15 protein-coding genes are annotated in these 13,358 nt (G+C 57.9%); 10 read left to right on the plus strand and 5 right to left on the minus strand.

From position 1 onward, the window contains the following. On the plus strand, positions 1-181 hold a 181-nt coding region (locus AC1DNI_RS22595; RefSeq protein ID WP_477693501.1), incomplete at its 5' end, for a hypothetical protein. 126 nt (positions 182-307) lie between these two features. Further along, complete coding sequence (locus AC1DNI_RS22600; protein WP_477693502.1) at positions 308-934, plus strand: GNAT family N-acetyltransferase; 627 nt, start codon at positions 308-310, stop codon at positions 932-934. 25 nt (positions 935-959) lie between these two features. Here AC1DNI_RS22600 and AC1DNI_RS22605 read toward each other — a convergent pair whose 3' ends face one another. From AC1DNI_RS22605 to AC1DNI_RS22615, 3 genes are all read right to left on the minus strand, one after another. Then, a complete protein-coding gene (locus AC1DNI_RS22605; RefSeq protein ID WP_477693503.1) occupies positions 960-1,517 on the minus strand; it encodes a methylated-DNA--[protein]-cysteine S-methyltransferase in 558 nt (185 codons plus the stop codon). A gap of 134 nt (positions 1,518-1,651) precedes the next feature. After that, entirely contained in the window at positions 1,652-2,566 is a 915-nt protein-coding gene (locus AC1DNI_RS22610; protein ID WP_113281606.1) for a hypothetical protein, read from the minus strand. A gap of 260 nt (positions 2,567-2,826) precedes the next feature. Then, positions 2,827-3,918 (minus strand): extracellular catalytic domain type 1 short-chain-length polyhydroxyalkanoate depolymerase, encoded by a 1,092-nt coding sequence (locus AC1DNI_RS22615; RefSeq protein ID WP_477693504.1) that lies wholly within the window; start codon positions 3,916-3,918, stop codon positions 2,827-2,829. Between the two features lie 264 nt (positions 3,919-4,182). Between AC1DNI_RS22615 and AC1DNI_RS22620 the strand changes: the two genes are divergently transcribed. From AC1DNI_RS22620 to AC1DNI_RS22650, 7 genes are all read left to right on the plus strand, one after another. Continuing rightward, positions 4,183-5,418 carry a tyrosine-type recombinase/integrase gene (locus AC1DNI_RS22620; protein WP_477693505.1) on the plus strand — a complete coding sequence of 412 codons (1,236 nt, stop codon included), beginning with the start codon at positions 4,183-4,185 and terminating at the stop codon, positions 5,416-5,418. Position 5,419: 1 nt separating this feature from the next. Then, a complete protein-coding gene (locus AC1DNI_RS22625; protein ID WP_477693506.1) occupies positions 5,420-5,863 on the plus strand; it encodes a hypothetical protein in 444 nt (147 codons plus the stop codon). A gap of 143 nt (positions 5,864-6,006) precedes the next feature. Beyond that, positions 6,007-6,234 carry a helix-turn-helix domain-containing protein gene (locus tag AC1DNI_RS22630; RefSeq protein ID WP_477693507.1) on the plus strand — a complete coding sequence of 76 codons (228 nt, stop codon included), beginning with the start codon at positions 6,007-6,009 and terminating at the stop codon, positions 6,232-6,234. 394 nt (positions 6,235-6,628) lie between these two features. After that, complete coding sequence (locus AC1DNI_RS22635) at positions 6,629-7,657, plus strand: hypothetical protein (RefSeq protein ID WP_477693508.1); 1,029 nt, start codon at positions 6,629-6,631, stop codon at positions 7,655-7,657. Between the two features lie 73 nt (positions 7,658-7,730). Next, positions 7,731-8,342, plus strand: a complete 612-nt coding sequence (locus AC1DNI_RS22640; RefSeq protein ID WP_477693509.1) for a hypothetical protein — start codon at positions 7,731-7,733, stop codon at positions 8,340-8,342. Positions 8,343-8,490: 148 nt separating this feature from the next. Beyond that, on the plus strand, positions 8,491-9,066 hold the full coding sequence (locus AC1DNI_RS22645; protein ID WP_477693510.1) for a terminase small subunit: 576 nt from the start codon (positions 8,491-8,493) through the stop codon (positions 9,064-9,066). Beyond that, positions 9,053-9,232, plus strand: a complete 180-nt coding sequence (locus AC1DNI_RS22650) for a hypothetical protein (RefSeq protein ID WP_477693511.1) — start codon at positions 9,053-9,055, stop codon at positions 9,230-9,232. Before AC1DNI_RS22645 ends, AC1DNI_RS22650 begins: the two co-directional genes overlap by 14 nt. 194 nt (positions 9,233-9,426) lie before the next feature. Here AC1DNI_RS22650 and AC1DNI_RS22655 read toward each other — a convergent pair whose 3' ends face one another. Beyond that, entirely contained in the window at positions 9,427-9,759 is a 333-nt protein-coding gene (locus AC1DNI_RS22655; RefSeq protein WP_477693512.1) for a hypothetical protein, read from the minus strand. A gap of 275 nt (positions 9,760-10,034) precedes the next feature. Beyond that, positions 10,035-12,203, minus strand: a complete 2,169-nt coding sequence (locus AC1DNI_RS22660) for a mechanosensitive ion channel family protein (protein ID WP_477693513.1) — start codon at positions 12,201-12,203, stop codon at positions 10,035-10,037. 278 nt (positions 12,204-12,481) lie between these two features. Between AC1DNI_RS22660 and AC1DNI_RS22665 the strand changes: the two genes are divergently transcribed. Then, a complete protein-coding gene (locus tag AC1DNI_RS22665) occupies positions 12,482-13,045 on the plus strand; it encodes a recombinase family protein (RefSeq protein ID WP_477693514.1) in 564 nt (187 codons plus the stop codon). Positions 13,046-13,358 lie beyond the last annotated feature (313 nt).

Here is a 13,358-nt window from a genome sequence, read left to right on the forward strand (position 1 = left end):
AAGCGATGGCAGCATGCCGCAGGGAGCCCTGATGACGACGGGTGCAACCCTTTCCTCGGACGGTCGCCTGCGACAGCGGCTGCGGGCTGTAACAGAGCCCGCAGCCGCATTCCAAAATTACATCATCTCGAAGAAACAATCCTCGGGCCCTTGTCCCGAGGATCCATGCCTGCGTGGATGAGTTCTCCAGCCATCGGCTGTTACAAGGGTAGATCCTCGGGACAAGGGCCCGAGGATGATGGTGGCAAGAATGGCGCGTGGGGGATGGTGAGGCGAAGGCGGGAATGCGCTTAAAGAGGGCCCGGGGATGACGGCCAGGAGGGGCGCGGCTGACGGAAAGCAAGCCCCAGTACGCCGGAAAGCCAAAATTGATCCTGTTTCGATTTTCGCAGGCCGTGATAACTTCTCTTCCAGGAGAAAACGGATGGATGCAGACATAACGATCAGGCGGGCGCGGGACATTTCCGACTTCGAAGTCGCAAGGGAGTTCGTCAGCGCGCTCCGAGCATGGGATACAGATATCAATTCCGGCGCCGGCATGCCGTTCCACGACGTCGTCGCCGCTTATTTCGGCGCTTCACCGCAGGACCTCATGGCGAAATTTTCAGAAGACGGCGCCGATTTCTTCATTGCCCATATTGGCGGCGAGGCCGTCGGTTGCGTGGGCTGTACCGATGAAGGTGACGGCATCGGAGAAGTTCACAAACTATATGTAAAGCCGCAGCTGCGTGGCAAACGCGTCGGGCTCGCGCTTATGACGACCGTGATGAATGCCATGCGGGAACAGGGCGCGACCACAGCGCGACTTGTGACTGCCACCTACATGAACGAGGCAATTGCCCTTTATCGCGGTCTCGGCTTTGAAGAGTGCGAGCCCTTCGACCCGGTGCCCGACAGGATTACAATGTTCATGCAATGCTCCCTCGTACGGTGAACGCCGAAGCGCGCCTCGCCGGTTCCTAGAAGCCAAATGACTGTTGCGCGGCTGGTGCCGGGCCAACCTGAACGCCTTCAAGCTCAAGCATGCGCATTTTTGCGGTAGACCCGCCTGGCGCCGAAAAGCCACCGATCTTGCCACCCGCGGCAAGGACGCGATGGCAGGGAATAATCAGCGCGACCGGGTTTTTCGCCATGGCGACGCCGACGTCGCGCGCAGCTTCAGGTCCGGCGCCAAGCTGCTTCGCCAATGCACCATAGGTGGTGGTATCACCCCAACCAACGCGCCGTGCCGCAGCGTAAACCTCTTTGAAGAACGGGTCCTGTTCGCCAAGATCGAGTGTCAAACTGGAAAAGTCGGTTTCTTCGCCGGAAAAATAGCGCTTCACCTCGGCGACTGCGGCGGTTATCTCAGCCGGAGGGCTCGCCGGCGTTCCATCGGGAATGCGGCGCAACAGGTTACGCTCCGTTGCCTCGGCTGTGCGCGACGGGAGTTGAAAACGGGTAATGCCGATATCATTCCAGGCGATGCCGCAAAAGCCAGCAGCCGTATCAAAGATATAGTATTGGTGCGTTGTCATGGCAGGCACTCTCAAGTTTCAGCCTGCATCAAGAATCGTCGCTTTGGCGTCGAGATTCAATCCGATTCCTGCAGCATGCTGACAAAACCGGATTGAATTGCCTGGCGCGGTTTGGGCGCGCCAGGCTTGAGGCTTTACTTATAGGCCTTGTTCGTCGCGGCTAGGTTGGTTTCTTCATCTGTATCGCGATGATGACCACCGAGAGCCGCCGCGACACTCGCAATGAATGCGCCGATCAACAGCGAGAACGCCGCCATGAAGGCTGCAGTGGCACCCGCCTTGCGGGCCTTGTCAGCGGCTTCTGCGGCCGCCTTCTTCGCTTCGTCGGCGCGCGCCAGAACAGCATCAACCCTTGCTTTGGCATCGGCTTCACTCAGTCCGGTACGAGAAGCCACAACCTGGTCCAGATAATTGCGGTCATCCGGCGGAAGCGTGCCTGTTGTCGCGGCGTTCAGCAGTATGCGCGAGACTTCTCCGGCCGCCTGACTAGCGCTGTCCGGGGAAGTCGCGGTTGCCGGCGTGGCAGGCCGCAGCAGGCTGTCGACAAAGTACGACACCGATGTATCATTGGCCGCAGCGCCGGCCGCGGAAGCGGTAGCATTCGCGGTGCCCGAGACAACGCTGGACGCCGCCTTTACGCCGGTACTGATGGTCGACGTGACGGCGCTGCCCAGCAAGGCTGCGACGAACAGTGTCGCCAAGGCCCATGCGATGAAGCCGTGGGCAGTATCACGAAAATATACCTCGTTGGTGTGAACGCCCGTCCACTTGGTCCTGAGGCGGCCGGTCAGATAGCCACCCAGTCCCGACGACAACCACTGAATAAGGATCAGCCATATCGCCGTCGATACGGCAAAGGTCGTCAGCGAAGCACTTTGCGACGCCCAGGGCGACACGATGGTCAGCCCCAGGCCTGATCCGAGCAACGTCAGCAAAACCGACGCCGCTGCCGCCGTCACTGAGCCCGCGATAATCGGCCCCCAGCTCACGGCGCTCGAACTCGACTCGACAGTCGTGTCCGTACCTGAATTTATATCGGTAAATGACATGCTTCGCTCCTATCGCATGAACAGGAAGAGAAGCAGGATGATCGGGATCGGAACTCCGAGCAGCCAAAGAAGAATACCGCGTCCCATAGAAACCTCCTTAAGGTGTCAAGCTTTGCTTTTGGCTGGCCATGATTTGCCAGCCGTATCACTAGAAGCTGTAACGTCCCTATTTGTTCCCGCGCGACGTCATTGTTGCGAACGCGGCCGGTTCGGCGGGAATGGCTTTCTCCCGGCGATGGACCGAAAAGTCGGATAGTGCCCTATCGCATCAGGCCCGCAGCGCGAAGCGCGTTTTCAATGACGCTGCCGACAGCCTGATCGCCGCCGCGAGCGTCGTTGACGCCGATCCCTTCAAGCGCCGGCTCGATTGCTTCGACTTTCTGCCGTTCGGTTTCAGTGATCAGGTTCCAGGAATCGGCGATATGCCATGTCGAGGAAATGCCCACATCGAGCATGAAAGGACCTGCCGCCCCATACCCGTCAATGCCGCCGGTCTTGATGGGCGTGCCATGGGCCATGCCCTTGATCGTATGTGCCTCGATGCATGCGACACCGTTCACATCCCGCCATGTCCTGCACTGGTGTTTTTGGGTCAGCGAAGTGATGGTCGGCGCATCATCGAGGTCGCTCAAGTGCCACCACTGGCCAATGATCGCTTCCATATTGACAGGATCGACCGTTGTATCTGCGCTTCCATGCCAAACGGATATCGCCGGCCAGGAACCCGCATGACCGGAGGCTTTGCGGACCTTCTCGGCCAATGCCCGGCTTTCCGGCAAACCATGGCCGCGCATGCGGTCAAACGCCTCAGGGATGGTGGATGCCGTACCGAACGGCAGGCCGGCGATGATCGCGCCTGCCTTGAACAGTTCCGGATAGGTTGCCAGCATTGCGGCGGCCATGGCGCCACCCGCCGAAAGACCAGTTATATATGTACGCGACCGATCGATCGGATAGCGCGCCGACATTGCCACGACCATCTGACGGATCGACTCCACTTCGCCCTGTGCCCGACTTACGTCGCCGGGGTTGAACCAGTTGAAGCAGAGGTTCGCGTTGTTGCCGCGCTGCTGCTCGGGAAACAGCAGGGCAAACCCGTGCGTATCAGCCAATTCTGACCATCCCGAGCCGCGATCATAGCCGGCGGCCGTTTGCGTGCAGCCATGGAGAACTACGACCAGAGGCGAGCCTGGCTTGAAGCTTGCCGGAATATAGTGCCATGCCCGTAATTCGCCGGGGTTCTGGCCAAAATCCACAAGTGCTTTGAGGCGTGTACTGCCCCCCGCATCAACGATGCCTGCCGGCATGCGATTTACGTTCAGGCGTCTGATCGTGTCGGCTATGTTGCGCATGAAGGCATCCTTTCCCGTCAGCGACCACAATGGCGCCAATTGCTTATAACGCAAGTGCGAAAGGAAAGTTGCTGCACTGCACAAAAATAAAGGGTGCTGGTGATCAGGCAGAATAAATGGCGGAGAGGGAGTCCGCCAGAGCCGAATTGCAGATCGTTGCAAAATCCAATGTTTGTGGGCGTTTTGTCGCCTTGACGATCTTACATCGTAGCGAACCATAGCATATGATTGCACCACAAAGGTACAGTTAAAGGTGCAAGCGGTATGGCGCGAAATCTCAACAAACTCACGACGGCGGAAGTCAAGGGCGAGACAGAATCCGGACGATATGGCGACGGGGGCGGCCTCGGGCTGCAGGTCTCGTCGACCGGCACCAAGTCGTGGGTGTTCATGTGGAAGAAGGCCGGCAAGCGTACGGTTATGGGCCTCGGCGCCTATCCCTCCGTCAGCCTTGCCGATGCCCGGGAGAAGGCGGCAACCTGTCGCAAACAAATCGGCAAGGGCCTGAATCCGCTCGTAGAAGCGCGCCGACAAGCGGTGCCGACATTCGCCGTGGCGGTCGGGCTGTTCCTCGACGAGCAACGACTCGCAGTATGGAAGAATGCCAAGCACCGGTCGCAGTGGTTGATGACGCTCGGCGAAGCCTATTGTGCCCCAATCCTTGAAAAGCGGGTGGACGAGATTGGCACGGCCGACGTCCTCAAGGTACTGAAACCGGTTTGGCAGACGAAAGCCGAGACCGCGTCGCGACTACGCGGACGAATCGAACGAGTGCTTGCCTTCGCCGAGGCGCAAGGCTGGCGGCCCGAGGGCAAGAACCCGGCGCAATGGAAGAACGGCCTCGACGCGATCCTGCCGCAGCGGAAGAAACTCACCCGCGGACACCATCGCGCCCTGCCCTATGCCGGAGTACCCGACTTTATGGAGCGGCTGAAGTCATCAGTTGGCGTAGCGGCCCAAGCCCTCGAATTCACGATCCTCTGCGCGACTCGCAGCGGCGAGACAGTCAACGCGCGTTGGAACGAGATTGATCTCGACCGTAAAGTCTGGACCATTCCAAAAGAACGGATGAAGGCAGGCAAGGAGCACCGAGTGCCGCTGTCACCGCGTGCCATGGACATTATCGAACTCTTGGCTGCGGCGCGCCAAAACGATTTTGTCTTTCCTGGCCAAAAGCCAAAGAAACCAATCAGCGCCGCATCCATAGAAATGCTGCTCAGGCGCATGAAGGCGAAAGAGGCAACAACCATCCACGGGTTCCGGTCGTCGTTCCGTGACTGGGCTGGCGACTGCACGCCCTTCCCCCGCGAGGTCATCGAGCAGGCGCTCGCCCATCGCGTCGGCGACGCTACGGAGGCAGCGTATCGGCGCTCAGATGCCCTCGAACGGCGGCGGGTAGTGATGAATACATGGGCGAATTACTGCAGTGGAGGCACGGACAATAGGACCGAGGCCACGCCCAAACTGGGGGCCGCAGCCGCCAAGGAGGATGAGGTGTAGCATGAAGCGAAATGCAAAACTTCGAGCAGCCTTTCTGAAGGCAGCTGCCGACCTTGGCGATGTTGAATCTGTTTATGTGCGTACCATTTTCGCACTGTGGAGGTCCGGTGATCCGGAATACCGTATGTTAGCGCGCATATTAAGCAACAAAGTAAAAACCGGTGTTACCGGCAAGTTTATCAGGCGGCGGGGCCACAAGATTGTCGGTTCGGGCCCTGTTACCTGTCGCAAGGGGTTGGTATCCCGCCGCGAGATCGCCACAGCCGTGTACGAATTGCTCGGTAAGCCACATATCGGCGAACGGGTGACGCTCAGGAAAAGACTTATCGGAGATGTCGCCGAACGTTTTGACATCACAGACAAAGTCGTGCGCGATTGCTTCAAACAATACCGGAGATTGCTGGCATTGGAGGAAACCTTTCCGCTCTCACCAACTTCCCTATAAATGACGGCTAAATATCCCGATTTGATCGTCACACTCGCTTGTTTATTTTCCCCCGTTGACGTGTAATGTCCGTGATCGTTCTCAAAATTTTACGGCGACGATCCTCTTCCTGATCGTTTCCACTATCTTACGGAGACGATCATATGCCTGTCTTTAGAACCTCCGAGCCAAGCCTTGACCAATTCTGCTACACGCCGAGTCAAGCCGCGCGAGTCCTTGGCCGGGCAAGGTCAACCATCTACCGCCTAATAGAAACAGGCAACATCACGACAAGGCAGACGGTGCACGGCCCGGTTATCATGCGCTCCGAGATTTTGCGCTACCTCAGCGAAGACGGCGATCGCCTGAGCGCTGAGCGGACAGGGAGGTGAGCGATGAGGGGCCGCACACCATCCAACTTTCCCGAACAGACCATCTACACCTTCGCCGCAGCGTCGCGCATCCTCGGACGTCACGTGTCGACACTGTTCCGACAAGCCCAGGATGGCACACTAAAGGTTGTAGACACGCCTATAGGTCGGCGCATCCACCGTGACGAAATCCGGCGTCAGTCGGGGGAAATAGTGACGCAAAGCGGAGGGACGCCAACCTTAATCGCTGCCTCGGACTTAGCCAGATGACCCAATTTTTGCCACTTGGGGGAGCACAGACAGCGCGGCCAGCGACGGTCCATGGCAGTGAAAGCCCAGTCCAGCCGGCCCTAGGGACATGCTCCCGTCAGTCCGGTTCACAGGCTTTGGCAATCCACTTTCCGTGGAGGCGATTGTGACCAGCAAGGGACATCGCGGAAAGCTGACCGGCAAGCCACTCGCCTATAAAGCCTTAGCCATCGCGCCGGACCTAGCGAACAGCCAGCGCAAGGTTGGTGCTGCGTTGATCGACCACATGCACGGCTGCTACGGCCGCTGTGATCCTGGCATGCGTCGGCTGGCTAGGGTCACCGGTTATACAGTCGGCACCGTGCAATGGGCCATTACCGGTCTGTGCAGTCCACGCAATCCGGACCGGCTTTTCGACAACGTCAATGGGGGACAGGGAAAGCGTCCGAGCTACCGCGTGCGGTGGGACCGCGTCGAGGCGATCGTCGACGGGTTCGAGGCCAGGACTAGTACACCAACTGTTCAACAAGCCTCGAACAGTTCAAGGCCGTCAACTGTTCGGGGATCGCCGAACAGTGATAGTACGCCAACCGTTCGGGAACATCCGAACAGTAACTGTTCGGAAAGTGACCAGCCAACTGTTCCGGAGTCGCCGAACAAAACCAATGTAAGAACCAAGGGCGCGCGGCCGGCCGCCCATCAGGCGGCTGGGCCGTGCCGCGCGCCCTTCGGCGAAGAGCAAAACTCAAGAGAAACTACGGGTCAGCCGGGCCGCGCTATTGCTGTGGGGGCAAGCGCGGCCGGCTTCCCTGCCGGCGGGGATCGCCAACTCGATCTTTCGGTGGCGGCTTTAATCAAAGCAGCGCGCGCCATGGCCGACAAGCGCAGCGCCGAACCCGAACCGGCCCGCCTCGACCGTCCCTTCATCACCGCGGAGCAACGCCGTGAAAACGAGGCTATCAAGCGCCTCGATGCAGGCCTGCGCAATGGCGGAGATGAGTTCTACCTGTCTGCCCTGGACCGGCTCGACGCGGAACTTTGCAGCAAGGCCGTGGCGGCTGAAATCGCTGAACCTGGCGCGGGTGTCGCCACGGTCCGGCTCGCAATGCTGACACCCACAACCGAAGGAAGGGTTAAATGGCCAAAAGTAAAGATTTATGAAGCTCGTCCCGATGGCGACAGACGATTGTTCTAACCCCCGCGAGAGCTCACTGCGTAGTCATTTTCGCCTGTTTTTCTAACGCCCGAGTACGGGATAGGAGTTTGAAATGTCGACAGATTACCTCCTACTTGAAAAAGTACCTGCTTATGAACTGTTTGACGGTCGCCTCGAGAAATTTGGTGTCCGTGAACACATTCACCTAGAATCAACGACCGAAAGGACCAGACTGCTAACGGACGGTCGCAACTATGTGTGGGTCTACATAGACAATGACGGCATTGTCGCCTGCCTTAGCAGATATGGTGCGAATGCCCCGGGAAAAATACTAAACGCTTTGGCCGACGCATTTGATACCGACATTGTATCCGAGCACGAGCCGCAATTTTGGGGCTTTAACACACAAGAAGAGTGGGACGCGTGCATGGAAAAAATGGGCGAAGAGGCCAAGGACGAGTTTCACGTTGAGCTCCTGAAGTTTGTGCGAGGGGAACCCAACAACATCGCGCCAAGAACAATCGGTATGTGCCAAGCCGAGATTGCAAAAACGCTGGTCGAAAAAGATCCATCGCTTTTGCTTTTGGAGAACAAGGACAAACTTCTCGACGAAGTTCAGTCGATATACGATCGCGAGCATGCGGCAACAATCACGCTCAGTCCGCAACAAATGGCCTTGGCTAGTATGCTTGCGACGCATGAGGACGATTTGCCTCGCACCTGATAGCAAATCAGCGCCGCTGATGAGTGTAAAGGCATTGCCTTGATACGGCGAGCGGCCGGCAGTATAGCCGGCCGGGACCTCGTCGCTAGTGCCAAGATGTTACCCACTTGGCAGAAATTCTGGTAGGCAGTATTTTGGCGTCATGCCGATGCTTTCGAACCAGCGCCATGAAGCCTTCGCCCGGGCGATTAGCCGGGGCGAAGCTGCGTCAAGGGCATACGGGGCCGTCTATCACACGACAGGCAACGTCGCGGAGTCAGCTGGCGTCCGCCTGTTAAGAAATGTTCAGGTGGCCCAACGGGTGGCCGAACTCAAGGGGGGTGCCGCCGAACGCACGGAGAAAACGGTCGCATCATTGGTCGCCGACCTCGATGAAGCCATTATTTTCGCCCGACAATGCAACAACCCATCCGCTGTCGTCTCTGCGATCACCGCGCAAGCGAAGCTCCTCGGACTTGAGTCTCCACGGCAGCTCGAGGTCATGCACCGTCCCGCGCCGCTGCCGACAAAAGTGCTCGAACTCACAGTGGAAGAATGGACAGCACAGTTCTCCACGCGTCTACCGCCTCCCGCGCATAGCAGACTCCCAAAACCCCTCAAGCAGTTCCAGGAGGAAAAACAGCTAAAGACGCTTGCCGTCGACGAAACCGGCGCCGAACGCTCCATTATGGCGGAGGCCCCAACATGCGAGCCGGGTGTGATCTACCTCGATGATGAACCCTAAAACAGCGACACGCGCCTATTTCGTCACACGGGCTGGGTTAATCGCCGACCTGAAAAAAATAGCCGCCGAAGCGCGGAAACATGGCGATCCGGCTGCTGCCGATGAGGCTCTTGAACTTATATGGCGCATTGCTGTGGCCGTGTCGGAGAACCGCACTATCCAATGACATCTTTCACATTTTGCCAGTACGAGTGGGGGCCGCCCTGGCGTGCATCTTCTCGGCGACTCCGCATAGTTGCGGATTGCCGCATGATTGAGTGATACCGGATACGAGCAAACCATTTCTTGCGAGACTACCAGATCCGAAGGAGCGAAATTCGTGGCTCGTTTTTTCTAACGGACTTTTAGCTAGCGTGAGTTTCAGTCGCCATCGTCTCGGTCATCATCGTCATCGGCGAATTTCGTAGGATCGACGACCGGAACCAGGAAGATGCGCCAATCCTCGTTTTCATCGGGTTCTGACGATTGGCCGACCATCGGGCGTCTAGCATGCCAGGTTTCAACCTCGTTCGGGAGCGCTTCGCGCAAACTGATTTCCGAGACGCCGTCCCAGAGGGATCGGCCTTGGTTTTGGAACACATGCAGGTCCCTCCGTAACGCCCTGTCCGTTAGGCGCGCTACTGCCTCATCCTCACTTGCTGCGTCAAAAGCAACGATCCCTCGTCCTGAAATTGCGGCAACGTATACGGTCATTTTTTTGAACCTTTCAGGTCTGTGTTAATTGGTTCACTAACGAGAAGAGAAAGATCATCCACTCGACATCGGTGATCTTCCAAGTGCCGTCATTGCATCCATTTGCTACAACGGCGCGGCAACGTTTGGTTACGCAAAATCTTGATGTCACTTGCCGATTGCAGTGTGATCATCCTGGGGCCGTGCGAAGCATCCCCAACGAGTCTTCCCTCTGTCCGTCGGAAAAGTGCCAATCGCGGGACATCGCAGCGACAAGCCCCTAGTTTCGCCAACAGCTAGCTTTGGCCCTCAACCAATTTCAAATTAACGTCAGCAGCCCCCTTTCGGGCGACGACGTCGTTTGTGGCCGCTGCTACAGCCCCAGCCGAACGTTCCTCGCCGCTCGCGACATGCACTGTCGGTGAGGCAAATCCAATGTCATTTTCGGTAAAGGCCTCGCGGATCATCACGTAGGCCCGCCGCCGGATCGTGGATTGGTGACCGGGTTTCGTCATCAATTTGAAGCTTAGCTTAATCCCATAATCGCCGAACTCCTCCACGCCCTTCATCTTTACCGTTTCCATGATCTGGGGCCCGAATTCAGGGTCTTCGAGCAGTGCCGCGCCTACTCCCTTGACCAGCTTTTTGACCTTGGCGATGTCTGCGTCGTAGTTTACCGAGATGAAGAATTTATCGATGACCCAGTCGCGGCTCATGTTCTGCACCGCGCCAAGGGTGCCGTAGGGAACTGTGAAGATCGGCCCGCGATGGTGGCGCAGTTTGACGGAGCGGATGCCGATGGATTCGACCGTGCCTTTATAGCTACCGCTCTGGATATATTCGCCGACCCGAAACGCGTCATCAGTGATGTAGAACACGCCGCTGATGATGTCCTTGACCAGCGACTGCGAGCCGAAGCCTATGGCAACGCCAAAGATACCTGCGCCTGCAATCAAAGGACCGATCGCGATCCCAAGTCCGGATAGAACTATCATGACTGCAATGGCAAGAATTAGCAAAGCAAGGAAATTGCGCAGGATCGGCAGCAGGGTCAGAAGCCGACCGCTGCGGGCGAGCGTGGCTTCATCCCCGCCTTCGACGCGGGCACGTTCGATACGGCGGTTAATAAGGGCCTTGGCCATTTGCCAGATCAAGTCCGCGGCGAGCAGGATCATGACGCCGCTCAATACGCCGCGGATCATGCGGCTGGCAGCTTCGTCTTCCATCCACACACTGGCTCGATAACGAACGATTATGGTGAGCCAGGCGACGGCGAGCGCGAGGATAATCACCCGTGCTCCCCGCTCGATTAGCACCTCGAAGAACGGGTTCCTGGCTCTTGCCGCATCGTCAGGACCGGTGAAGAACGACTTAACAATGGTGCTGGTCGTCCTCAAAGTAGGAGGCAGGATAAGTACATAGAGGCCGACCCACAGCGCGGCGCTCAGGCCCGCGATCCATAACAGCCAGAGCAGGCACAAATACAATGTGAGCAACCACTCCTTGACGCGAGGCCCTGCAACAGATGCTTCCGGCCGGTGCCACACTGTTTCCAGTGCAACGGCCAGCAGAGCCAGCCCAAGAGCGTAAACGATGAGGCTCTTGACGTTGGGGCTGAAATTGAGCGCAGTCATCAATCCGGTTGCTGCCCACCCGGTAAAGAAGATACCGGAGAATAGTGCAACCCGATGATACCAGAAGGCGGCCGTGGCATCATTCATCGCGATTAGACGCATGATGCCGTGGTTGCCGTCATTTGCCTGCCGGCGATCCATTCCGAGCAGAATAGCTGTCACTCGTATGATCACGCGCCACGCTATCAGGGCCACGAGCATGGGAAGCATTATCATCGCCAACAAGGGTGGCCAGGTGAAAGCGAGGAACGCGCCGATACTGGCGAGAGCGAAGACCACAAGGGGTGCGATGGCAGCGAAGATGGTCCGGCCAATTATGTAATGCCGCCCGAGTCCGCCTGCCTCCATAGTGCCGAGCGTAACGCTCCGTTGGCTCGACCGACCGACCAGACGGCGGAAGACAAACTCGGCCCCAAAGCCGAGCGCTGCAAATGCAGCGAACAGGATCAGTATGGCTCCTGGGCCTCGCCCGTTGATCTCAATCATGACGGTGGAGCTTGCCGCGGAGACTTCGCCGGGAACCGCTGGAACAGCCTGTGCAATACCACGCAAATGTGCCCGAATGGCGTTTGACCAAACCATAAAGTCGCTTGCAGAAGGTCCAACGGGAGTCTCCGCTGACGCCGGCGGCGAACCCTTCGTGGTGATCCAGGCTTTGATATCCGGATCGTCCAGCAGCTTCAGCAGTTGCTCAATTTTATCCGGCGGGTGTGTAGGCGCGGAAATCGTCTGGGCTTGGGAACTCGCAATGGCGGCAAACAAAAGAGCCAAGGTCAATGCAAGCAAAACACTTGCTCTGGCGGTCGAGTCCCGGATAACGGCAATGTACATTTTTTTGCCCCTGAGGGACCGTACTATAGCTGGAAAATACTCACCTGTCTCACGAACAGATGTGCGGCCCGATGCGAAAGCGATGGCGGAGCAGTTGTGGTTTGTGCCTGCCGTAGCGCAAAACCGAGAGATCTACGGTTGGCACAAAGCCGGGAACTGACAGCAAAAGGGCGGCGGCCGTAAACAAAGGTACACTTTCCAGCACAGCGCCTCTTGCGCGTATTCTTTGCGTACATTAGTAATGTGTTTAGCGCTCTCTTAGAAGCAAGTGTACGGAAATGGCAATCGTCGGTTATGCGCGCGTGTCCAGCGTCGGCCAAGATCATGCGGGACAGGTGGAACGGCTGCAGGCGGCCGGCGCGACCAAAATCTTTCAGGAGAAGCGCTCGGGCGTCGATCGCGAGCGTGACGAGCTGAAAAAATGCCTGGACTATGTGCGGGAGGGCGACACGCTTTTGGTAACGAAGCTTGATCGCCTGGCGCGCTCCGCTATTGATCTGCTCAACATCGTTCGGGAAATGCAGGGCAAGGGTGTCGCCTTCAAGGCGCTGGATCAAAGCCTCGACATGACGACGCCGGCCGGCAAGCTGCAGCTCCAGGTACTCGCGGCCGTTGCCGAGTTTGAAACGGCCATCCGGCGCGAGCGGCAGATGGAAGGGATCGCGCGGGCCAAAGCTGAGGGGCGAACGGGCGGTCGCCCCAAGGCAGTTACAGAAGCAATTGCTAGCGACATACATGCGCGCCGCATTGCCGGCGAAAGCTTTCGCTCAATCGCGAAGAGCGTCGGTTTCAGTGTGGCAACGATCCAGAACGTTTTGAAGAGCGCGCCGGCGAGGGGGTAATACCGAGGATTGTTTCTTCGAGATGATGTAATTTTGGAATGCGGCTGCGGGCTCTGTTACAGCCCGCAGCCGCTGTCGCAGGCGACCGTCCGAGGAAAGGGTTGCACCCGTCGTCATCAGGGGTCCCTGCGGCATGCTGCCATCGCTTGGAGAGTTGATTGGGCCGCTGTTTCACGCCCGCAAACAATCCGAAGCCTGCACCCGAGAGAGGATAGCATCAGCATGGCCTTTCTGCATCATCCCCCGTCACGCTGCCTGGGTTTCGATATTGCCAAGGAGACGATCGCCGTTTGCGATGGGTCGAAGGTGATCA

This window comes from Phyllobacterium sp. 01N428 (assembly GCF_056399405.1).